Source organism: Thermococcus litoralis DSM 5473 (assembly GCF_000246985.2).
GTDB classification, from domain to species: domain Archaea; phylum Methanobacteriota_B; class Thermococci; order Thermococcales; family Thermococcaceae; genus Thermococcus_A; species Thermococcus_A litoralis.
This window is the reverse complement of sequence record NC_022084.1, coordinates 130389-152071: the sequence shown is the minus strand read 5'-3', so window position 1 is coordinate 152071 and position 21683 is coordinate 130389. Positions and strand designations below refer to the sequence as shown.

30 protein-coding genes and 1 pseudogene are annotated in these 21683 nt (G+C 41.7%); 19 read left to right on the top strand and 12 right to left on the bottom strand.

Going from position 1 to position 21683, the window contains the following annotated elements; translation table 11 throughout:
- Position 1 precedes the first annotated feature (1 nt).
- Together OCC_RS00820 and OCC_RS12505 are read right to left on the bottom strand one after the other, a co-directional pair.
- A pseudogene (locus OCC_RS00820) lies at positions 2-1275 on the bottom strand (RNA-guided endonuclease InsQ/TnpB family protein).
- Entirely contained in the window at positions 1272-1427 is a 156-nt protein-coding gene (locus tag OCC_RS12505; RefSeq protein WP_171814825.1) for a hypothetical protein, read from the bottom strand. Before OCC_RS12505 ends, OCC_RS00820 begins: the two are co-directional and overlap by 4 nt.
- Positions 1428-1658: 231 nt before the next feature.
- On the opposite strand from OCC_RS12505, the gene OCC_RS00815 reads away from it, so the two are divergent.
- Genes OCC_RS00815 through OCC_RS00795 form a run of 5 tightly spaced genes read left to right on the top strand, consistent with a single transcriptional unit; the run spans position 1659 to position 5518 of the window.
- Positions 1659-2114 carry a 30S ribosomal protein S15 gene (locus OCC_RS00815; protein WP_004068616.1) on the top strand — a complete coding sequence of 152 codons (456 nt, stop codon included), beginning with the start codon at positions 1659-1661 and terminating at the stop codon, positions 2112-2114.
- Between the two features lie 31 nt (positions 2115-2145).
- Positions 2146-3573: a DHHA1 domain-containing protein gene (locus OCC_RS00810; RefSeq protein WP_004068618.1), complete on the top strand. Its 1428-nt coding sequence runs from the start codon at positions 2146-2148 to the stop codon at positions 3571-3573.
- Positions 3563-3808: a KEOPS complex subunit Pcc1 gene (locus tag OCC_RS00805; RefSeq protein WP_004068620.1), complete on the top strand. Its 246-nt coding sequence runs from the start codon at positions 3563-3565 to the stop codon at positions 3806-3808. Before OCC_RS00810 ends, OCC_RS00805 begins: the two co-directional genes overlap by 11 nt.
- 16 nt (positions 3809-3824) lie before the next feature.
- Positions 3825-4427 carry a 30S ribosomal protein S3ae gene (locus tag OCC_RS00800; protein ID WP_004068622.1) on the top strand — a complete coding sequence of 201 codons (603 nt, stop codon included), beginning with the start codon at positions 3825-3827 and terminating at the stop codon, positions 4425-4427.
- Between the two features lie 35 nt (positions 4428-4462).
- Positions 4463-5518, top strand: a complete 1056-nt coding sequence (locus tag OCC_RS00795; RefSeq protein WP_004068623.1) for an SPOUT family RNA methylase — start codon at positions 4463-4465, stop codon at positions 5516-5518.
- A 46-nt stretch (positions 5519-5564) separates the two neighbouring features.
- Here OCC_RS00795 and OCC_RS00790 read toward each other — a convergent pair whose 3' ends face one another.
- The 6 genes from OCC_RS00790 to OCC_RS00765 all read right to left on the bottom strand — a co-directional run bounded on the left by OCC_RS00790 (position 5565) and on the right by OCC_RS00765 (position 8680).
- Entirely contained in the window at positions 5565-6269 is a 705-nt protein-coding gene (locus OCC_RS00790; RefSeq protein WP_004068625.1) for a DUF92 domain-containing protein, read from the bottom strand.
- Positions 6270-6357: 88 nt separating this feature from the next.
- The gene (locus tag OCC_RS00785) at positions 6358-6822 is read right to left on the bottom strand and encodes an Lrp/AsnC family transcriptional regulator (RefSeq protein WP_004068626.1); all 465 of its coding nucleotides are present in this window, start codon (positions 6820-6822) and stop codon (positions 6358-6360) included.
- A 95-nt stretch (positions 6823-6917) separates the two neighbouring features.
- Positions 6918-7217: a MazG nucleotide pyrophosphohydrolase domain-containing protein gene (locus tag OCC_RS00780; protein WP_004068629.1), complete on the bottom strand. Its 300-nt coding sequence runs from the start codon at positions 7215-7217 to the stop codon at positions 6918-6920.
- Between the two features lie 25 nt (positions 7218-7242).
- Positions 7243-7620, bottom strand: a complete 378-nt coding sequence (locus tag OCC_RS00775) for an ArsR/SmtB family transcription factor (RefSeq protein WP_004068631.1) — start codon at positions 7618-7620, stop codon at positions 7243-7245.
- A 63-nt stretch (positions 7621-7683) separates the two neighbouring features.
- Positions 7684-8052, bottom strand: coding sequence for a Mov34/MPN/PAD-1 family protein (locus tag OCC_RS00770; RefSeq protein WP_004068633.1), 369 nt, complete (start codon positions 8050-8052; stop codon positions 7684-7686).
- Entirely contained in the window at positions 8036-8680 is a 645-nt protein-coding gene (locus OCC_RS00765; RefSeq protein WP_020953573.1) for a hypothetical protein, read from the bottom strand. The genes OCC_RS00770 and OCC_RS00765 overlap by 17 nt, the downstream gene beginning before the upstream one ends.
- A 55-nt stretch (positions 8681-8735) precedes the next feature.
- Here OCC_RS00765 and OCC_RS00760 point away from each other — a divergent pair, with 55 nt between their 5' ends.
- On the top strand, positions 8736-9329 hold the full coding sequence (locus OCC_RS00760; RefSeq protein WP_004068636.1) for an NTP transferase domain-containing protein: 594 nt from the start codon (positions 8736-8738) through the stop codon (positions 9327-9329).
- Here the strand turns inward: OCC_RS00760 and OCC_RS00755 are convergent.
- Positions 9326-9841 carry a biotin transporter BioY gene (locus OCC_RS00755; RefSeq protein WP_004068637.1) on the bottom strand — a complete coding sequence of 172 codons (516 nt, stop codon included), beginning with the start codon at positions 9839-9841 and terminating at the stop codon, positions 9326-9328. The genes OCC_RS00760 and OCC_RS00755 overlap by 4 nt on opposite strands.
- Positions 9842-9934: 93 nt before the next feature.
- Here OCC_RS00755 and OCC_RS00750 point away from each other — a divergent pair, with 93 nt between their 5' ends.
- The 3 genes from OCC_RS00750 to OCC_RS00740 are packed head-to-tail and all read left to right on the top strand — an operon-like array spanning position 9935 to position 12246.
- A complete protein-coding gene (locus OCC_RS00750) occupies positions 9935-10678 on the top strand; it encodes a biotin--[acetyl-CoA-carboxylase] ligase (RefSeq protein ID WP_004068640.1) in 744 nt (247 codons plus the stop codon).
- Between the two features lie 24 nt (positions 10679-10702).
- Complete coding sequence (locus OCC_RS00745) at positions 10703-11491, top strand: energy-coupling factor ABC transporter ATP-binding protein (protein ID WP_004068643.1); 789 nt, start codon at positions 10703-10705, stop codon at positions 11489-11491.
- Positions 11488-12246, top strand: a complete 759-nt coding sequence (locus tag OCC_RS00740) for an energy-coupling factor transporter transmembrane component T family protein (RefSeq protein WP_004068645.1) — start codon at positions 11488-11490, stop codon at positions 12244-12246. The genes OCC_RS00745 and OCC_RS00740 overlap by 4 nt, the downstream gene beginning before the upstream one ends.
- On the opposite strand, the gene OCC_RS00735 is transcribed toward OCC_RS00740, so the two are convergent.
- Entirely contained in the window at positions 12238-12888 is a 651-nt protein-coding gene (locus OCC_RS00735) for a hypothetical protein (protein WP_238565065.1), read from the bottom strand. The two genes, OCC_RS00740 and OCC_RS00735, sit on opposite strands and share 9 nt — an antisense overlap.
- Positions 12889-13321: 433 nt before the next feature.
- Here OCC_RS00735 and OCC_RS00730 point away from each other — a divergent pair, with 433 nt between their 5' ends.
- The 8 genes from OCC_RS00730 (at position 13322) to OCC_RS00695 (ending at position 19010) form a co-directional block, all read left to right on the top strand.
- Positions 13322-13534, top strand: coding sequence for a hypothetical protein (locus OCC_RS00730; protein WP_048874654.1), 213 nt, complete (start codon positions 13322-13324; stop codon positions 13532-13534).
- Complete coding sequence (locus OCC_RS00725; protein ID WP_004068648.1) at positions 13534-14031, top strand: DUF7344 domain-containing protein; 498 nt, start codon at positions 13534-13536, stop codon at positions 14029-14031. Before OCC_RS00730 ends, OCC_RS00725 begins: the two co-directional genes overlap by 1 nt.
- Positions 14032-14166: 135 nt before the next feature.
- On the top strand, positions 14167-14790 hold the full coding sequence (locus tag OCC_RS00720; RefSeq protein ID WP_148290373.1) for a DUF1102 domain-containing protein: 624 nt from the start codon (positions 14167-14169) through the stop codon (positions 14788-14790).
- Entirely contained in the window at positions 14787-15359 is a 573-nt protein-coding gene (locus OCC_RS00715; protein ID WP_004068650.1) for a DUF1102 domain-containing protein, read from the top strand. The genes OCC_RS00720 and OCC_RS00715 overlap by 4 nt, the downstream gene beginning before the upstream one ends.
- Positions 15360-15418: 59 nt before the next feature.
- Entirely contained in the window at positions 15419-15925 is a 507-nt protein-coding gene (locus OCC_RS00710; protein WP_004068651.1) for a DUF1102 domain-containing protein, read from the top strand.
- Entirely contained in the window at positions 15922-16989 is a 1068-nt protein-coding gene (locus OCC_RS00705; RefSeq protein ID WP_004068652.1) for a signal peptidase I, read from the top strand. Before OCC_RS00710 ends, OCC_RS00705 begins: the two co-directional genes overlap by 4 nt.
- A 51-nt stretch (positions 16990-17040) precedes the next feature.
- Entirely contained in the window at positions 17041-17964 is a 924-nt protein-coding gene (locus OCC_RS00700) for a hypothetical protein (protein WP_193789270.1), read from the top strand.
- A 20-nt stretch (positions 17965-17984) separates the two neighbouring features.
- Positions 17985-19010, top strand: a complete 1026-nt coding sequence (locus OCC_RS00695; RefSeq protein ID WP_004068654.1) for a DUF5305 family protein — start codon at positions 17985-17987, stop codon at positions 19008-19010.
- A 26-nt stretch (positions 19011-19036) separates the two neighbouring features.
- On the opposite strand, the gene OCC_RS00690 is transcribed toward OCC_RS00695, so the two are convergent.
- A complete protein-coding gene (locus tag OCC_RS00690) occupies positions 19037-19408 on the bottom strand; it encodes a hypothetical protein (protein ID WP_004068657.1) in 372 nt (123 codons plus the stop codon).
- 104 nt (positions 19409-19512) lie between these two features.
- On the opposite strand from OCC_RS00690, the gene OCC_RS00685 reads away from it, so the two are divergent.
- Positions 19513-20301, top strand: coding sequence for a DUF63 family protein (locus OCC_RS00685; protein ID WP_004068659.1), 789 nt, complete (start codon positions 19513-19515; stop codon positions 20299-20301).
- Positions 20302-20308: 7 nt separating this feature from the next.
- On the opposite strand, the gene OCC_RS00680 is transcribed toward OCC_RS00685, so the two are convergent.
- Positions 20309-21337 (bottom strand): ABC transporter ATP-binding protein, encoded by a 1029-nt coding sequence (locus OCC_RS00680; RefSeq protein ID WP_004068661.1) that lies wholly within the window; start codon positions 21335-21337, stop codon positions 20309-20311.
- 175 nt (positions 21338-21512) lie between these two features.
- On the opposite strand from OCC_RS00680, the gene OCC_RS12500 reads away from it, so the two are divergent.
- Positions 21513-21671, top strand: coding sequence for a hypothetical protein (locus OCC_RS12500; protein WP_020953572.1), 159 nt, complete (start codon positions 21513-21515; stop codon positions 21669-21671).
- Positions 21672-21683: the final 12 nt, after the last annotated feature.

Here is a 21683-nt window from a genome sequence, read left to right as displayed (position 1 = left end):
TTTAACCCCTCGCCATTGACGGGAAGGTTTGAGGGGTCTCATTCAGACCCAAACTGAAACAGGTTCCTCAAACCCCTCTGGGAGGGCCTTCCCCCAATTACCCCTACCTCCCGACAAACCCGAGAGGCTCGGGGTTATCATTTTGTTGAAAGCTCCAACTAAGTCTGAATTGAAAACAAGCCCCGTCTCGGGACACTTAAAAAGACCACGAACAAAACGTGCCCCTTCGTGGGGCCTCCCGCAAACGGGGCAGGTTTTTGAAGTAAAAGCCTCATCAACCACCAAAACACGAATACCATACTCCTCAGCAACTTCTTTTAGACGTTTAATAATGTAGTTAAACTGCCAGACGTGGGAAAGAAGATAATTCTGCTTCCTACCCTTATCAGAATTCCTACTGATGCCCTTTGGATAACCGACAATTATTCTGGAGACGCCCCTCTGGTAGAGCCTCTCAATAGTTTGCCTTACTGCCGTGTTAATGTAGTGTTTGGCTTGGAGCTTAGCCTTTTGATGCATTCTTGTGAGCTTTCTGCTCTTTTTACATCCCGACTTGTTGATTTTAGACTGATACTCGGCAATCCTCTTCCTCCAGTAGAAGGCTATGCTCTTGAGTGGTATACCGTTCACTAAAAAGCTCTCCCCGTTTTCAACGTAGACGGCCATTAGGTTGTTTATTCCAAGGTCTATTCCAGCGGAGAGGTTGCCCAAAGGTTCTTTTGGAAGTTTGATCCACTCTTGGTCATAAAACCTCTCCTCAACCGTGTATGAGATGTGAGCATACCACTTCCGCCTTATCGGGTCGTAAGTTATCTCTAATCTTCCCTGTTTACCCTTCAAGTGTATTCTTCCCTTGAACTGAACTTCCAATTTTTTGAACTTTCCGAGGCCTTTGAGGATTAGTTTATTCCCCTCAATTTTGTATTGGTCATTCCTGAGGAGGATTAAGCCTCCTTCCCTGATGTAGTTCGGTGGTTTTGGCTTGAACCACTTTGGAAGTTCCTTCTTCTTTTTGATTAGGGAGAAGAATGAACGCCAGGCCTCGGCATTCTTCCTGCAAATTTGCTGAACCGTTGCCGAGCCTATTTCTTTCTTGTACTTCTCATAAACGATTTTTTCTGTTTTGTTAAAATCCACAGGCTCGTGGTTAAAGAAGAGTTGCCTTCTCAGATAGTTTACTTCATTCCAAGCTTTCGCTCCAATATCGGCTAACTCGAAGAGGACTCTCTCGGCTTCCTTTGAAGGTTGGAGTTTAACCGTTACTGTTCGCTTCATTCTTCCTTGCTCTCAACTTTTTTAATCCAGTCTCTAATCGCTTGTTCTACGGCTATGCTCAAGGCACCTCTCCTGTTTCCGTACATTTTCATAACAACTTCTCTAAACTTTTTGTCTAACTCATCAGGGAGATAAACATCAAGTCTTTTCACCATTATCCACCCTATAGTGTATTATGGTGTTAAAGGTTTAAATATTTTTCGCTTTCCTGCCTTCAGGCTGAGTCCTAAATTACTGCATCTCCGCCCTAAAGGGCGAGGCTTTCGGAAGAGAAAAGTAAAACATCTCAAGGGCAAACTTTTTAAAGCCCTTTTATCACCCACTATTGGCAATCTTATAAGGGGCGGCTGGCAGTAGCTGGCCGTCACCGGGAGGTGTTGGAAATGGCAAGGTTGCATGCAAGAAAAAGAGGAAAGTCTGGATCAAAGAAGCCACCGAGGACAGCCCCACCTACATGGGTGGAGTACACTGCTGAGGAAGTTGAAAATCTTGTTGTTAAGCTTAGGAAGGAAGGTTATAGTGCTGCCATGATAGGCACTATTTTGAGGGACCAATATGGAATTCCGAGTGTTAGGCTCATCACTGGAAAGAAAATAACCAAGATACTCGAAGAGAACGGCCTTGCTCCAGAGATTCCAGAGGACTTAATGTTCCTCATTAGAAAGGCAGTCAAACTTAGGAAGCACCTAGAACAGCATCCCAAAGACCTCCATTCAATGAGGGGTCTTCAGCTTACTGAGAGCAAGATCAGGAGACTTGTAAAATACTACAGGAGAACCGGAAAGCTACCAGCAAAGTGGAGATACGATCCAGAGCAAGCAAAGCTTCTCGTTCGCTGATTTTCACCTTTTTCCTTATTAAGGTGGTATAATGGATAAGAACGCATTTTTAGAGAAGGTTAGGGAAGGTGCAGAGCTAATAAAAATGCACATTGAGTTAGGCCATACTATCCGTATTGTTTCACACAGGGATGCAGATGGCATAACTGCCGGTGCAATTTTAGCAAAAGCGCTTGCTAGGGAAGGTGCGGATTTTCATCTCAGCATAGTGAAACAGCTTGGGGAAGATACGTTAAAAGAGCTTGCAGAAGAAAAGCAGAAAATTTATGTTTTCAGTGATCTTGGAAGCGGGTCTATAAAGCTGATTGAGAACTATCTAAAGGATGCTAGTGTTGTTATAGCAGATCACCATCCCCCAGAAGATGGCGAAATCGAACAAGAAAACCATATACTTGTAAATCCCACTCAATTTGGGGCAGATAGCGTTAGAGACTTGAGCGGTTCTGGTGTTGCTTACTTCATAGCAAGGGCGATAAACGAAAGAAACAAAGACCTAAGCTACTTGGCTTTGGTTGGTGCAGTTGGTGATATGCAGGAAATCGACGGACAATTTCATGGAATGAACCTTGATATAGTAGAAGATGCAAAAGAGTTGGACTTGATAGAACTCCGCAAAGAACTGAGGCTCTTTGGAAGAGAAACTCGGACTTTGGCTCAGATGCTTGCTTATGCGTCAAATCCAGAGCTTCCGGGTATTACTGGGGATTTGAGAAATGCAATAGAATTCCTGCGCAGCAAGGGCTTTGATCCAGATATGAAGTACTGGCAGCTTAGAGAAGAGGAAAAAAGAAAGCTCCACGATGCACTTGTTATTCACTTGATTAAGAACAACGCTTCTAAAGAGGACATTGACAGGCTTATCGGTGACGTTGTGCTAATTAAGCTCTATCCCGAGGGAGACCCTAGGCACGAGGCAAGGGAATTTGCTACCCTCCTAAATGCTACAGGAAGGCTTAACATGGGCACTTTGGGCGTTGCAATATGCTTGGGGGACGAGAAGGCATTCAAAGATGCATTAAAACTCGTGGATGAGTACAAGAGAGAGCAAATAGAGATGAGAAGATACCTGATACAAAACTGGAGCAATGCAGTTGAAAAAGAACATGCCTACATATTCTATGCAGGCAAAAACATCAAAGACACGATGGTTGGAATAGCAGCAACAATGGCGATAAATGCCCAGCTTGCAAAGCCAGAAAAACCCGTTATTGTCCTAGCAGACAGCGAAGAGGACGGATTGGTAAAAGGTTCTGCTAGAACGACGAAAAAAGGAATTGAAAAAGGATATGACTTGGGAGAAGCCTTAAGAAAAGCCGCAGAAATTCTTGGAGGAGAAGGAGGAGGGCATGCAATAGCAGCAGGCATAAGAATTCCCAAAGATAAAATAGACGAATTTGCTGAGCTAATAGACAAGCTCCTTGAAGAGCAGAACTCAAGCGGTGGGACAGATGAAAATTAAAGCTAGGGCAGAGATAATTTGGGAGTATGGGGATGAAAGTATCGCCAAGGCAATTGCCGAGGCCGTTGAGGTGGACAATCTGAATCTACCAGAAAACTTTAAATTTAGAACTTACTGGGAAGATGGTAGAGTCATAACAAAAGTTAAATACCTTGGTGAGATTGAAAGCTTGATAGTAGCGCTGGATGATTTGGTGTTTTCAATCAAGATCGCTGAGGATGTCATAAAGAAATGAAATTGGAGGTGTTAAGATGGCAAGAGCTAACCCAAGGAAGAGGGCTGCCGCTGCAAGGGATAAGTGGAAGCTTAAGAACTGGTATATAGTTTACGCTCCAGAATTTTTCGGGAGCAAGGAAATTGGTTTAACTCCCGCAGATGATCCCGAAAAGGTAAAGGGGAGGGTAATTGAGACCACTTTGAAGGATTTAACCGGAGACTTCACAAAGGGTCAGGTAAAGCTTTACTTCCAGATTTACGACGTTAAAGGGCAGAACGCCTACACTAAGTTTAAGGGCCACAAGTTGGCGAGAAGCTACATAAGAAGCCTTGTTAGGAGAAGAACCACGAGAATTGACGGTATCTTCAACATAACAACAAAGGACGGCTACAAGCTTAGAGTTATGGGTATGGTTATAGCAATAAGAAGAATCCAGACAAGCCAGGAGAGGGCTATCAGAGAAATAATGGAGAACATAATCCGTAAGAAGGCGGAGGAGCTTAACTTCACAGACTTTGTGCTTGAGGCAGTTAACGGAAAAATGGCTGCTGAAATAGCAAGAGAAGCCAAGAAGATATATCCACTCAAGAGAGCTGAGATAAGAAAGATAAAGGTTCTTGCAGAGCCAGAGGCTTGATTATTTCTCTTTTCTCTTAGCTTTTGGTGGTTTTCATGAAGTTTTTAATTAAAACTCAGCGGGGAATGGAGGCTGTTGCTGCCAATTATATTAAGGATGTTCTTGAGGATGCCAAAGTTTGGATAGCTCCTCAGGGGTATTCTGGTCTTGTTCTTGTGGAAACCGAAGATAAAGATGCGGAACAAAAGCTTTTTGATATTCCCGAGATAGAGAGAGTTATCCCCGTGCTCTTTGAAGTGCCTGCAACAATTGAGGACATCTTAAGCGTCTCAGAGCAAATAGCTGCTTACATAAAGGAAGGCGAAAGCTTTGCAGTAAAAACTAAAAGAAGAGGAAAACACGAGTTTTCAAGTGTTGATGTTAACGTAGCCCTCGGGGGAAAGATAAAGGAGCTTACAAACGCTGAAGTTGACTTGACCTTCCCAGATAAAGCTGTTTTAGTGGAAATCATCGGAGATAGGGCTTACATATCCATCACCGGAAAAGAGGAATGGAAGAAGTTTACTCCAGAGAAGATAGACGCAAGAAAGCTCTTTAAAAAAGTTACAATAGTTCAGATGCCCTACTGGGGTGATTACAAGGCTTGTAGAAATTTTGGTGAGAAAATCGGGAGAGCCGCTCAAGCTTTTGAGGTGAGAGAGCTCATTATAGCACCTAAAGAGAAGATGGATGCCTATGAGCTGATGGAATTCATAAAAGGTGTAAAAATCGGTCAGGAGTCTAGGCATCAGATCCAGCGGGAGGCATACCCTTGGAAAGTGGAAAAAGTCCCAGTTAGCGTGTGGGATCTTTATCAAGTTATAAGGGACAAAAGACGAAACAAAAGGTTGCTTATAATAACCGATCCAAAGGGGCACAGCGTTTCTGAAGTAAAAGAAAACCTCGCAAAAGACCTATACTATGCCAAGGAAGTTGTGGTTTTTATAGGTTCGAGTGAAGGCATCCCGAGGGGACTTTTTAGATACGCAGACTATGTCATTGATCTTGCTCCTTACATGACTTTTGCAACGGAACACGGAATTCCAGCTGCTCTAATTGTCCTCTGGACTATCTATGAGGAAGAATTGAGGAAAAAAGGAGACAACGTGTAGCTCAGATCCTAAGGTCGTCATCACAATTCAGCAATCCGCCATTTCATCACAGCAGGAAAAGGAAAATTATCCCTCCAATTATTCCCCCTATGATGGTGGCTAAAAAGTTTGTGTGGTGGTTGTTTATAACTCCCTTATTCTCAAGTGTTGCACCGAGTAAGCTATCAATGTTGCACCCTATAAATCCACCAAGGGTTACTGCAAAGAGCATTTCCATTTTCTGAGGAGTTAAAAACACCGAAAAAATGCTTATAACAAATGCTCCAATTAGGGCTATGAGCTCACCTTGCCATGAGATAGCACCATTTTCTCCCACATTTGCTGGCTTTAGGTTTGTTATCATTTTTGGAGCCTTGCCGAATATCTTCCCCAGCTCACTGGCGAGAGTGTCAGCATTTGCAGTCGCTATCGCGGAAAACGTAGCTGCCCAAAAAACATCTTGCTTGGTGTAGTATTCAATTAGCAAGAATATTACAGCGGCAAGACCATTCCCAAGAACATTCTGCCAGCTTCTTGTCCCCTTTCCTTCTTGAGCAATTCCTCTTTTGATTTTTTCTGCAAGGTGATACTTAGTCGCAAAAACTCCAAGAAGGACAAAGGTAAGTAACGCTAAAAACGGGAAAATCCCCCCAAATACGATGGTCGTTACTCCAATAAGTGCGGCTGCTATAGTGCCTTTGGCATCGAGGGCCTTTAGTTTATATGCCAAAGTGCCCAATACTGCAATTACTGCAACAGTGGCAATGTTCATTGTACTCACCGCTTATGACTCTGCCAGTCTCTTTTGTCCGAGCTTTTATTAGCTTTTCTTTCACATATTGCCGAAAAAAGAAAAGTTTTCAGACGAGCTCAAATTTGACGACTTCTGTTATGAATGTTACGTCAACTTTCTCCACATTTTTGAGTCTTCCAGTTATTTCCGTTATTTTTTTCTCAATTTCTTTCATATCTTTGGGTACTAAGAGGTGGACTACAAGATTGTGGGCTCCAATAGCTCTCTCCATTACCTTAACATTTTCATCGTTTTTGAGGATCTCTATCTGCTCATCTATTGAAGTTCCGGGAGTGAGGGTTATCCCAAGTATCACGTATATATACCCTAATCTGTCAAAATCTGGGATGATTGTGTACTTCTTTATTATTCCCTCCCTTTCTAATCTCTCTAAACGTCTTGAAACCCTTTGACGAGTTGTATTTAGGTATTCCGCAAGTTGCCTATAGTTTAGTCTTGCATTTTTCGAGAGCAGTTTTATTATCTGTAAATCAAACTTGTCAATTTTTTCCTCATGTACAACCACCCTCATACATTTTTTGTTACCAATTTATTTAAATATTTCGAAAAATCCCTAACAGAGTGATGGACAAATAGGAATCTCATCGGATAATAAGTTGCAGAGGTTCAGTCTTCATTACGCCATCTATCTCTGTCCCTCGTTGAGTACTTGGAGATGCTCTCAAGAAGGGCCTCTCCTGCATCTATTTCATAATAGTTCGCGATGCACAAAAGAGCGAACAGTACATCGCCAATTTCTTCCTTAATTTTCTTCTTTTCTCCCTTTTCTTTAATACCCTCAAATTTTAACATTTCTCTCGATAACTCTCCGAGCTCTTCAACAACCGCACCAAGCATTTCAAAAGGCTCCCAGTATCCGCCAAAACTTTTTATCACCCTATCTACTTCCCTTTGAAGCCGTTCCATGATCCTCACCAAATAAAATAAAGCTTTAAAGAAGCTCTTTTTCCAGCATATCAACGTATTTCTTAAGTTCCTCAAGGTTTGTCCTGTAGAATCTAAGCTTTCCTTCCCTTCTCTCGTGTAGAAGATTCATTCCTTTAAGGGTTCTGAGGTGATGACTTATGAGGGTCTGATCTTGGTTCAATGCCTTTGCTATTAAGCAAACGCACATCCATCTGTTTTTGAGCATTTTTAGTATCCCCGCTCTTATTGGGTTTGATAGGACCTTCACGAACTCTATTAAATCCTTGGAAAGCTCAGTTTCAACCTCCTCTTCCAAATCGAGTATCTCACACGAAGCTAAGCATTTTTGCACGGTTCTTCTCTGCTTTTCGTTTAAGCCTTCAAGAAGTTCCCTAACCTTCATGGAGAGTCACCACAGTATTTAAGAAAACCTGCATTTATAAAAATTTTCATATGAATTCTAACGTCACTCAATTATCTCTATTTCGATTTCTCTCCCTTCGCTGTTATAGGCTTTTACGCTCTCTTCCTTGAAGGGATACGCGATTATTATATGAACCCCTCCGAATTTGGAGAAAAAGCTCACGTCTGTCCGAGAAGGTCTTGAGGAAGGAACCGGATGCGAATGAACTGTTCCCTTTATGTTTTCATCGTGGGGCAATAACCATGTGTCGAAATAAACAGAGCTTTTCCCGAAATAGCCCTTTGGAATTATAAGGACTTCCTCAAAGATTCCATCCTTTTCTCTTAGAAATCCCCCAAATTCGTTGGGATAAAAATCTCTCGCTAGTTGTAGGAGATACTCCAAAAGTTCTTTCCTAATTTTTACTTTCATTCTTTCTTTCCTCCAGCATATCTAGAGGGGAGTAAAGAGTATAGCCTTGCTTTCCCCTTACCAGCTGGCATGCCTTGTCTACTTCTTTTTTAATTCCATCCCATAGCTCCGGATTACCTTCTTTAAACTCTTCCAGTAATGCTTTGAGTTTCTCTTTGTACTTCACAACTTCTGGGTCACTTCTTAATTTTTCTGGTTCTTCATCTTTTAGCTCCTTTTCAATTATATATGTCCCTAGGAATGCAGCAGGAAATCTAGACACAGGAAACACAAGGAACAAAGCGGAGTGAAGCGCCGTTGGAGTATATTCACTTATTGAATTTAACCCTCTTCCCAAGACTCCGTATTTCTTTGGGATCAGCCTCTTTCTGGTGAATATAATGCTCTTCCTGAATAATTTCTTCTTGGATTCAAGCTCTATGTATCCTTCGTGAACAAGTTCAGCTAGTGTAGCCCCTACAATAGAATAAGCAACGTCATAACCGTCATATCTCTTCTGCCACTGGAAATACTTGGCACCTTTCCTAATTGAAGGGTTTTCCCTCGCAAAATCTTCGAGGAACAAAAGCACAACGAGTGCCGGGCTGAGCTCTTCCATGTTCTTCCCCAGATATATAATGCTCATCATAATACTATAAATCTATCCCAAGAAGACTTTTAAACCTCCCGCCTTACCTCTACCCATGCGGGCATACATACTTGCCTTTCCGGAGAGGAAGTGGGAGAACTATCTGGCTCCAATACTTGAAGAACCCATGGTAAAGATAGTAGAGAAAAGGCTTTTAAACGCGAAGAGAATTGATGAGGTCTTTACGGTAGTCAGAAAAGACGAATTAAGAAAGTTTTCACTCCATGTTTCGAATCCTATTGGCGTGAGTGCAAGAAACAAGCTTGAAGCCCTTCACAAAGCGTTGCCCTTTTCGGGAGATATCTTCCTTGTAGAGGGCAACATGCCCTTGGTGATGCCGTTTTTGGTGAATTATCTTTCAACGCTATTTTACGAATCATATACCGATGCTTTAATCCCAGTGTGGGCAGATGGGAGCCTTGAAATTACCCACGCTTTTTACAATGCAAGAGCGCTAAGAAAAGCCATTGAGACGTGCTTAAGCGAAAACGAGAGAAGACTAAGTTGCATTGCAAGGCACCTTGACTACGAAAAGGTAAGTATAGAGGAGCTTATCAAGAGAAATCCAAAGGTTTCGCTGAGCTTCTTTAGAGTAAAGAATTCCCTCGACATTAAATTTGTGGAAGAAAATATTAGAAAGGGGCTCTAAATTTTAATGCTTTTATGAACCCTATCGGCAATTAGAACAGCAAGTCCTCCTTTTAGGGCATCTATTGGAATAAAGGGGGCAACTCCAAGCAAAAAGGCCTTTTCAAAATCTCCTCCCATAAAAAGTCCCAATCTGAACCAGCCCAGCAAGTAGATTGCTAGAATCCCTATCGCAGAGCCTATGGCATAGTCCTTTATTCTTCTCCCTCTTTCGCTTACCAATCCTGCTAAAAACGCTGCAATTGGGAACGATAAGAGATAGCCACCAGTAGGGCCGTATATATGTACAAATCCTCCGCTGAAGTTCGCAAAAACAGGAAGTCCTATGGCGCCCATGAAGAGGTACACCACTTGGCTTAAAAATCCCAGTTTTGCTCCCAGGATTAACCCACTTAGCAAAACAAATAGAACTTGAAGCGTTATTGGCACAGTGCCAATTGGAATTGCTATTTGAGCTCCGACTGCCGTTAAAGCCGCAAAGAGCCCAACATAAGATACCTCCCTAGCCTTCATCTTATCACCCATATCGTAAAAATTTTGTTAACTTTAAAAATTTTTTTGTTAACGAATTCAAAACTTTTTAATTCTCACTTCATAGCGATTTTCATGAAGGGAGCAATTAGAGACAGCTCGATAAAACGCGAAATACTAAAAAAATTAAGGTGTAGAAAAGTTGTTTCGGGTGATGAAATTGCCCGAGAAGTTAAAACATCCCGTGTAGCTGTTTGGAAGCATATAAACGAATTGAAAACTCTGGGCTATTCTATAATTTCGACCCCAAAGGGCTACATCTTAATTAGTGAACCTCGTAAACCTTACCCATGGGAGCTCGACTTCGAAAGCTATTATTTTAAAGAAATTGAATCTACAATGGATATCGCAAGAGAACTCGCCGAAAAAGGGGCAAAAAATGTTTTTGTAATAGCTGAAAAACAGACACGAGGGAGAGGAAGGGTTGGAAGTGAATGGAGCTCTCCGGAGGGAGGTTTGTACTTTTCTCTAATTCTAAAACCCGAGTTGTCCTTGGCTGATGTAAATAGAATCGTATATCCTTTTTTGGAAGCATTAAAAGAAGGGTTAGAGGACTATGGACTCCCTGTAGAAGTTGCTCCAAATGGGAATATTTTTGTGAATGGAAAAAAGATAGCCGGTATCTTGGTAGAGGTTGAGGGTGAACTCGACCAAGTGAAATACGTGATAATTGGGGTTGGAGTGAACGTAAATAACCCAACTCCCGTAAATGGAACTTCAATGAAAGAGGAACTTAAAAAAGAAGTAGATCTGCTTGAGTTTACACGTAGTCTCTTTACAAAAATATATAAACATCTCTCAGCAGAGGCAATTTTTTAAAGCATCACCTCAAACTCTTGAAAGATGATAGAGGTAAGGGATCTGTGGCATATCTACGAGGGGAAGAAAGAAGCCCTTAGGGGAGTTAGGCTAACTTTCGGAAACGAGATTATAGCCCTAGTTGGCCCTAATGGTTCTGGGAAAACAACCCTCGCAAAGCATTTGAATGGACTTTTGAAGCCGACAAAAGGTGAAGTCATAGTGGATGGCATGGACACTAGAAAACACAGCGTTGCCGAGCTTGCGAGAGTCGTTGGTTACGTTTTTCAGAATCCAGAGCACATGTTTTTTGAGGAGAACGTCTTTAGGGAAGTTGCTTTTGGTCCTAAAAATCTCGGTCTCTCAGAGGAGGAGATTGAGGAGAGGGTCAAATGGGCGTTAAGAGAGGTTAACCTCGAGGGTTATGAGGATCGCTCACCTTATTCTCTCAGCGGTGGGGAAAAGCAGCGCTTAGCAATAGCATGCATTTTGGCTATGAAGCCCAAATATCTAATCCTCGACGAACCCACAACAGGGCTCGATGAAAAAAATGCCGAAGGCATAAAGAAGATAATCAGAAAACTTTACAGAGAAGGGCATGGAATACTCCTAATAACCCATGAAATGGACTTGGTTCTTGAGCTGGCAGAGAGGGTTGTACTTCTATACCAAGGAAAAAAGGTTTTTGATGGGGACGTTAAAGAGTTTTTTGAGCTTGATTTAAGAAAATACGACTTAGACAGGCCAAGGCTTCTCACAATAAGTGAGGAGATAGGTTTGGAATTCTTCAGGAGTGTTGAGGAGTTCGTAAAAGCCTTGGAGATGAGAACATGATGTACACGCTATACCTTGAAAGGGACTCCCTCCTTCACCGTCTTGATCCGAGGGTGAAGATAATTGGCTCTCTTTTTGGCATAATAGCTTTAATCCTCTTTAACTCTCCCATACTTCTATCCCTCCTTTTCCTCCTGATAGTCCTCACCCTTGTCATCCTAGGCAAGATAACCATTGGAGAAATCTTTAACGTTCTCAAACCACTAATCCCGATCTCCATAGTTGCAATGATTATATGGCCGTTTATTCTAAAACCGTGGTATTTTGGTCTCTTTATAGGTTTCGGCTATGGAATAAGGCTTCTTTCGGTTGCCCTGCTCACTTTGGGTCTGATAATGACAACGCCCCAAAGGGATCTCATCCTTGGCTTCATTAAAATGGGGATGCCCTATGAAATTGGCCTTACCTTGACTATTGCCCTCAGATACATCCCAACTCTCTACATGCTGGCTCAAACTATAATGGATGCTCAAAAGTCAAGAGGGCTTGAGCTTGAAAGGGGCAGCTTCATCCAGAGAGCTAAAAATACTGTTCCCATTTTAATCCCTCTGATAGTCGCATCAATAAAAACCGCCCACGAGCTCAGTATAGCCCTGGAAAGCAGGGCATTTGGAGCAAGCAAACGAAGAACTTTTCTCCATAACATCAAGATGGAGGTAAAGGACTACATAGCGCTCGGAATAACTTTTACCCTATTCTTCCTCGCAGTTTATGCGAGATACTTCCTCGGGGTTGGATACATTAAACTATTCTAAAATCAGCTTTATCTTTGAGTCTATGGGTATGCTATGCTCTCCCGTGTTTTTTACAAACTCTGGGGGAGCTTTGAGGACTGTCAGATTTAACCTGTAGTGCCCCCTATAGCCGCTGATCCTCATGACCAAAAGATGTTCAAAAAGCTCAGGGATGAAGAAGAGCCTCCTAAACTCGGAGATCAAATTAAGTTCGTTTATCTCAAGGGCATTGTGGGAGAGTATCAGAAATATGCCCTTCCTATCGACGATTTTTCTCAATTCCAGCATGCCCTTTTTGTCCATCTCTTCAAGAATCCCAAAGTTCGAGACAAAGACAAAGGAGTCATCATGAACCATCTCAAGTGCATCCAGAAGCTCCCCTAGGGTGTAAACCTTACCCATTAAGATGTTCTCGCTTTTCTCTGAGAACTTGCTGAGCATCTTTAGTGAAAACCCGTTGGTGGGCTCAAGGTAGTAGGTTGGAATTTCCAAATTTAGGGCGTTTGCAATTGAAGAGTATTGGATCAGGGTTTGGGCAAAGGCATCGGTGGTTATAACCCCCGCTATGCTGCTGTTTTCTAATCCACCAACTAACGGGGTAAGCTCTTCGAGCATCTCAATGATATTCTTTGGGGTATCACTCGGCCTGAAGAACATCGACATCAATAAAACTTTGACGTCCTAATATTTATATTTTTTGAATGAGCTAAAACTGTTGGATATTTTCCCATCCTTTTGTTAAGTTCCTTTAGAGTAAGTTGAGAGTATAGCTAAAAATGGATTCATTATGACATTTTGATTGAAAGGAAGCGTATAAAATCCAATAAAATGCAAAGATCTTAAAGTATTGTATAACCATTAAATCCTTTCCAGAATTTATTAAACCCTGTTATCTCCCTTTCCGTGTTTTTAAAACTGTATAAAGCTATGCAGACTGTTTTAAAGGACGAAACTTTAAAAAATTGAAAATCGAACTTTTCCCAAACGTTTATATATTACTAACACCTACAAGTTCTAAGCGGTTGTTGTAATTTGAACTGTTTTTAAATCAATCTGTTTAACTTAACATTCGTCAGGGGATGGTATTGTGGAAGAAATGAATGTTAACATTGAGAAAGAGATCCTTCAGCTTCTTAAGGAAAAAGGAGAGCTAACGGTTTCGTTCCTAACCCGCTTTCTCAATGAGAGGGGTGTTGAATGTACTAGGCAGAAGGTCGAAAGAACTTTAAGAAACCTATCACAAGCAGGAAAAGTTGAGTTCTTTTATAGAAATGGAAATCACAGAAGACACTATCGGCTGGTGAGATAATGGGCATTCCCAGAGGGGCGGGAGTAAATGGAGAAAATGACACAATGAGCCCCTCCTCAATGATCCTCGGAAACGACAGGAGAATGCTCCTCCTAAGGTTCCTCCAGGATAATAATGGGAAGGCCGAATTAAGGGAGATTGTGGATTTTATAGCTGAAAACGAAGGACAAAACGATAGAAAGCACAGAAAGAGCGTCTATGTAAGTCTGCTCCAGACCCATATCCCGAAAATGGAAAGAGCGGGGATAATAAAATTTGATCACAATACGGTAAATTTACTTAAGGTTCCGGAAGATGTCGACGTTTATATGGAAGTGGTTTCAAAGCACGACATAAGCTGGAGCACCTTTTACTCAGGAGTTTCTGTCCTCTTTGCTCTCTTAGGTATCTGGCTCAACAACATACCCCTTGTGATAATTTCAGCGATATACTTTACTTTGTCAATCATTCAGCACTTCAAGACTTACAGGGTTATCAGTAGATCCAGTGACCAATAAAGTACACGGAGTTTATAAAGTAACGACAGATTACCCGATGGTAAGTCGGAATTAACTATATACTCAAAGAGGTAAGAAAACACTGAGTGCCCCATGTCAATGGGGCACCCTTCGAAAAAATTGGAGGCGAAAGATTTGAAGAAAGTTTTAGCACTTGGAATGTTAGGCCTTTTATTGGCCTTCGCAATGGCCCTCGGCACTAGTGCAACGTTCAGAGACTTCGAGGTTACAAGAAGTACTCATATTAGCGTAGTAGCAGATGACAACGAGCTTATTGACCTACGCCCAGGGCAGCCGTATGCATACATCGATGACGATGGCAAGCTAGTAATTGACATATCAAAAGACAATCCAAACTGGCCGGGAAACCCAGATTCAGACTATTACGACCCTGATTGGACAGAGGAAATGGGAATTGGCATCAGTGTTGGCTCAAACTACAACTTTGACCACGTTTTCTACGCGAGCAACCATCTTTGGGAGAACAAGAACATTACCATAAGAATAATCTCAAGCAGTGATAGTGTAGCGTTCTTCCACCCAGACGGGTTGGTGTATGGTACAACTACTGGAGAAACCCCAACTGAATCAGATGAGGCAATAACCGACATATGCTTTGTGTTAGAGCCTGGAACTGAGCTCGGTATTTCAATGGAGTTTGCTGGAGGAGCTCTAGGAATGTACAACTCCACTATAACCGTGTACGCATGGCCTGAAGAAGACTTCCAATGCCCTAACATAGGAGGTGCACCACAATGAAAAAAATACTAGGAATCTTAATTTTGATTGCAGGAATAGTCATAGCGGTCAGTGCAAGTAGCGCAAATTTTGCTTACTTTGAGGCCACAAGAAATGTTACTGTCACCGTAGTTCCAGATGATAATGAGCTTATAGACTTGAAGCCTTTACAACCTTATGCCTATATTAACAGTAACGGTGAAATGGTTCTACAACTATCAGATACAAACACCAACTGGCCGGGCCATATTGCAAACCCGAATTACAACGCAACTTGGGCTGAGATGGAATATGGGACTGGTGTAAGCCCAGACAGCATTTATGTCTTCGAAGAAGTCTTTGAAGTTAGCAACCACCTTTGGGAAGACGTAGATATCTGTGTGAAGGTCACGTACTCTGGAGATGGAGGAATATTGTTCTTTACAGGTGACTATGTTGAAGGTGCAGGACAAACAAGTTTGCAATTTACAGTACCTCACGGAGAAGCCGTAAAAGTTGGGATGGTACTTGATAGTAGCGGCTTGGTAGAGGGACAAGGCATTAACGGAGACCTTCAATTTACAGCAGACAATGGTGAATGCGAAGATTGATTACCCTTTCCATCTTGGAGCCTTTGCTCCTTTTATCTAAATTTTAGGGGGAGAGAAAAGTGAGAAAAATCATCAAATTTACTGTTCTACCGATCATATTAGTCATAACGTTTTTTGCTTGGGGAGTTTTTGTTGTGAAACCAATCCCCGTTGTTCTTGCTGTTGATGATAACGTTTCAATTTCTATAGAAAATCCCCTCCCACCTTACGCTTATCTAAGCAATGGTCACTTGAAGATTGACATCAGCAATCAGAGTCCCCTCTACTCGGGCTTTGGGGAAGGTCTCTCACCCGATACTGTTTACGTCTTCAACAATGTTTTTGAGATATACAACAATCAGAGCGAGACTGGAGAGTCTGTTATATGTGTGACCATAAGCTCGCCAACACAAGTTGTTGGCCTTTTTGTGAGCCCCTACACAGGCACTTGGAGTCAAAGTATAGAGTTTGAAGTCCCTGCAAACCAGAGTGTTCAAGTTGGAATGCGCTTTGATACCACCGGCTTATCCTTGGGGTATTATGACCAAAACATTACAATACAGGCATTTGGAGGTTCTTGCGGATGAAGAAGCTCCTTGAATATTTCCTGATTCTCGCGGTTTCCGTGTTTGTTGTCGGGTCTATCGTTGGGGCTCTTCTTGATAGGCCTGTTTTCATGTCTTATGTTTCCTCCGATAGCATGACCCCTACCTTGAATAGGGGGGATTTGTTCTTCATAAATCCAATTTCAAGGAGCGCCGATGTGGGAGATATAATTGTCTTTAACCTGAGGGGTGGCTGGACTGTGCATAGAGTTGTGGCGATTGTTGAAGAAGGCTACATTACCAAAGGCGACAACAACGTTGCAACCGACCAGCAAGGAGGAAGAGCAGAGCCGGTTTCAAAAGATAAAATAGCGGGGAAAGTCATCACTCTCGGCAATTCACCGTTAAAAATCCCTCAATTGGGCACATACATTCAGAGGGGAATCTCGGGAAGAAGTAAAATGCTCCTCGCTGCTTTGATGATAATCGCTGGTGCTCTTGCCTTTACCGGGGAATCAAAGCACAAAAGAAAGAGGGCAAAGTTCATTAAAGTTAAGTTTAAAACGCTTTACATCTTAACTTCAGCCTTTCTCTTAATAATGCTCTCGGCATCGATTTTCGTTTCATGGCAGGTGTTTCCAATAGAGTACGCAGTAACATCCGCGGGGGGGCAGAGGGAAGGCTGGGTTTTGCCGGGTTCCACATTTGAGAGAGAAATCACAATCAAAAACGGGAACTTCTATCCAATGATCTACTACCTTGAGCCTCAGACTGGAGGAATTTCAAGCCTATCAAAAACTCAGCTTGAATTAGGGCCTCAAGAGGAAGAGAAGGTTAAAGTTACAATAAACGCGCCCGAAGAGACCTCTTTATTCACGGATAAGGTTAGGGTAAACGCCTACATCCCACTGCTGCCTAAATCGCTTATAGGCTTTCTATATAGAGCAAATCCAGTGTTGCCTGTTTTTGCAATCCTCCTTGAGACTTCAGTTTTTCTGGGAGTTCTTTACCTCATTTCAGGAATCGGGAATGAAGACGTGTTGAAAATCAGAAATAGAAGATCGAGCTTATTAAGGCAAATCAAGATGGAGGTGTTTGGAAGATGAGAAAACTTATCCCAGTTATACTTTTGTTGCTTCTCTCATCACTGATAGTCATTGGTTCAAGCGGGACTTTTGTCTACTTTAATGCAGAGAGAGGTAAAAGTTGCGGTTGTCGATCACGATGAAGAGTATCTGAGCTTCATGTGTTATGATGGCTATGCAGCAACGGTAATAGTTGACCAAAACAGCGAACTTACTTTTGATGCACTAACCGTTGGCAACTACTTAAACGAACTCGAAACGGTTGATATCTGGCTGGATCCGGATTACTCTAACTTTCCAAGTGGAGTGGATATGTGGATAGAGAGCGAAGACGGCGTAACAAGACCAGTTAATTCCCAGGAATACTACACCTTCTCGGGCAACATTAGTGTTGGAAACGCAGATCCAGGAACTTATGAAGCCCCCATAACCCTCTATGCCACTTGGGAGGGCGGAGATGCTGTGGTAGAGACTTGCCCGATAAAGGTGATAATCCTGAGCGGACCGAAGATAAGGAAGATCCTCTTGAGCGGCAACACAACTAACATTCCATTAAAGACTTATCAAGAATGGGTGTTCCAGATAGAGGTTAACAATTCAGGGACGCCGAGGAACTTGACCATAAAAGATACAATACCGGCGGAATTTGATGTACTCTCTGTGTCGGAAAGTGCAGGGAATGCTACGTATGCTCCAGCGGGGGGTGGACAAGCAGCAACAAAACTTGAATGGAGCGTTGAACTAGGGGCAGGAGAGAGCACACACCTAAATGTGACAATAGCGACGAGATTAAGTCCTTCAGGGAAATTCTATGCGTTTACAAGTTGTGACACCTACGACCTAAACGAAGGTGCAGAGATAGTTGGGTATGGAATAGTTAGCAACAAGCTCACAGTAGAGGCTAACATTGGTTGTGAAGATGACAACGACAATACCGGAAGTAGCAACACAACGAATGAAAATAATGGGAATGGAGAATCTCATGGGAGAGGTTGATTTATTGGGAGGAAATTTGTATGGATAGAGATAATATAAAAGAAAAACTGAAAGACATGGTAACTAGAAGAGAAGTCCTTGCAGTGTCGCTTGTTCTCTTCTTGTTTTTTGGATTCTATTCAATAAAGCTGATGGGAGTTAGCTCTGTTGTAACCACTCAGCAGACAGTTGGCAAATACACTCAAGAGGGAGAGCTAATTCACGTGGCTTTGTTAAAAAACAACACGCTTTATGGAGAAAGGCTCAGTAGGGAAGAATACCCCATTCCCCTAGTAGAGAGCTTTGTAGTGACATATAGCTATCGCTTTACTCCAATGACCTCAATAAGGGGAACTTACAACACTCAGGGAATAGTTCAATATACAGTGAACAGAGGTAGTGAGGAAGTAGTTCTGTGGGAAGAGAAGCTCTTCGAAAAGTCTGGGGAGCTGAAGGATGGCAAATTTGCTGTACAGTACGAGCTTAATCTGACCAAACTCGCAAACAGGACAAGTGAAATAGTAGAGCAGCTCGGCTTGAAGAGGTTAAACCGAAAGATAACGTTTGTTACTAGGGTTAATGTTGAAGGGAATGTTTATGGAAGGAAGATAACTGAAAGCTTTGAGCACAGTTCATCTTTAGTTAGGGATTCAAGCGCTGGCCTTTACTACTTCACCAACGAAAAAGAAAGCATGCAGAAAACGGTGATAGAAAAAGGAGCGAAGAAAACAGTAGTGAGAATTATCGGCTTGCCTTTCTACGCAGATACTGCAAAGAAAGTGGCTCCTATATTAGCTCTACTGTTCTTAACTCCCCTATTGGGTGGGGTTTACACGATAAGAGCCCAAAGGCCCAAGAACGAATTTAAGGACTTATCCCCCTACATAACGGAGGGAGCCCCAATTCATGTGGAGAAAAGGGCAATTCTGGCCACAAAAGAAGACCTAAAGAAAACCTTTGACCTCTTGGACAAGCCAATCCTTCATTACAAGGATGGCGAAGAGGACGTTTATACGATAATTGACGGCAACATAGCATATGAATATAGAAAAAGAGAAAACAACTGATTTTTCTCTTCTTTTTTAATTTAAAATCAAAAGAGAGCGGCACCTATACCCAAGATTAATGCAAAAACAAACACCACTAGTATCTCTACAATAATTGTCATTAGCCATGCTATTGTTGCTTTTATCCAGTCTGTATTGAAGACCGTTTTTATGACCCAGATGTATGCTATTATCCCTAATATCCATCCTATGACCGGTATCCAGCCTATAAGCAGAGCTAGGATTCCACCACCAACGACAGCTATCATGGACTTTCCGAGAGTTGCTTCCTCTATCCCTGCAAACTTCGCTCCGAGCATCAGGAAAAATCCTCCAATTATCAGGGATATTAAGATCACCAGCACTGCCATGAGTCCCATGGCTGCCATAAGTCCAGGAACAAACGGAAGCATAGGCATTGCAATCACCTCGGAAATTATTAGCTTTCATTTTTATTTAAACTTTTCATTTTGAATGAGAAAAAGCTTTAAGGAAGCAAAGAAAAGCCTTCTGGGGATGTGAGATGGAATCAGTAGAGAAGTTTATATGGGAGTATTTTATAAGACCTATGTACACAAGAGAGGGCTACAATCCATACAACACCCTTGTTTATGCAGTAATTCTAGGATTAGCAATTATTTACACGTACAGATGGATAATACAGCCTCTTAGGATAAAGGTTGATGAAAAGCTTTTCTATGCCGTTACTCCGATGGTTGTGTTCGGTGCAACCGTTAGAGCCCTTGTCGATGGAGGAGTTTTGAAGCCTCATCCCCTTATTTTGACTCCGGGAATATTTTTCACGGCATTCTTGTTGATTTTACCCGCTATTCTCGTGGACTCAAGGTTAAAAATGTACCCAAAAATTACGGTAGCATGGGGAACGATTTTGGCTTTGTATGCCAACTATCTCTTGATCACAAACGTCAAAAGCTGGAAGCCATACGAGCTGACGATATTCTACACACTAATATTTCTCCTGCCAATTTTAGTCTATTACAAATTCAGACCTTTTGAAAAGCTCTATTTGTTCCCTGTTTTCGCCCATATCTTTGACATAGGATCCACAGTTGTGGCTATCCACTACTACGGCTATCGGGAAGTTCACTGGATTGAGAACATTCTCGTTCAGAAGTTCGGAGCTTTTGTGTACTACCCATGGATAGTGGTTATCCTTGTAGCGGTTTACTATGGTCTAAAATATTTGGTGCCCGACGAGGAGGAGAGGAGTTTTTGGTATTTGGCAGTTTACATACTTGGACTTGGACCAGCTATAAGGGATCCAGCTCAGATGATTTTACAAATTGGTTAGTCTTTTCTTAGCTTTTCTCCTCAACTTTTGAGTTAACACAGGAATCAAATGAGCATATATAGGTAAATACGTCTTCGAGGGTTACTGTCTCGTTTTGAATATCAACGACATTATAATTTGTTAGAACAGAGAAAATGTCCTTCAGATTATTTCGTTTAATGTAGAGTTCCAAGTAAGTTAAACCGTTTTGGATATAAACGTTAATCCTTTCTGCGATTCCGTCAAAATCCTTAGTTTTAACATCTCCCGTAACTTTAATTAGAAGTTTTCTCTCCGCTTTTAAAGCTTGGAATTTTTCGATGAGTTCTTTTGGTTTGCCTTCGGCGATTTTCCGCTTATTGAAAAAGAGAACCCTATCACATAGAGCTTCAGCCTCGTTCAAGTTGTGTGTTGTTAGTATTATTGTTGTCCCGAATTCCTTGGAGAGTTCTAAAATAACATCCCATATTTCCCTCTTAGTGAACACATCCAAATAAACCGTTGGCTCATCTAAAATGAGAACTTCAGGCTGAATTATCAAAGATAAGGCTAGGTAAACCTTTTGCCTCATCCCAGCAGAGAGTTTTTGATACCACTCGTTTTTCTTATCTTTGAGATTTAAAAGTTCCAAAGCATAGTTAATCCTTTTTTCAGCTTCAACTTTGGGAATTCCCCAGAGTTCTGCAATAAATCTCAAGTTCTTCTCCACGCTTACACGCCATTGAAAGAGCCCGAATAAATCCCTCTCACCACCAAAAATCGTGAAAATTTTGCCCTTGATTTTATCATGCTCCTTTACCGAATCGTACCCGTTAATATAAAGATTCCCCCTCGTGGGGATTACGAGGGCATTGGCAATCTTACAAAAAGTTGTCTTTCCAGCACCATTAGGGCCCAAAAGACCAAAAACCTCACCCTCTCTAACTCTGAAATTTAAATCAATCAAAGCTGGGATTTTCTCTCTGGGTTTTCCAAGAAAGTCTCTCAAACTCTTCAGGTCAAAGAGCGATTTTATTGGAGGGGGATAAAACTTAGTCAAGTTAACTGACTCAATCATTTTGCTCCCTTAGTTCCTTTGATGAAGTTACTTATAACTATTGCTCTTTTTCTTTAATTACGGTTTCATGACATTTATAAAAAAGTTTCAAGGATTTTATAAATAAGTTGCAGTAAAACTTATTTATCGTTTCACTAAAAATGTAGATGAAAAACTTGTTGAGGGGTGAAAGTAGATGGTGGAAGGATTTAAATTTGAGATATTTGAGGAGTATGAAGAAGGGCCTATTTTAGAACCACTAGATGATGACGACCCGATCATAATAATAGCTTGCTGTTGTTGCGGAGGTGGAGGGGACAATTGGAAAATCTTCTCAACTAAACCCAATCCTTAGATTTTTAATTAA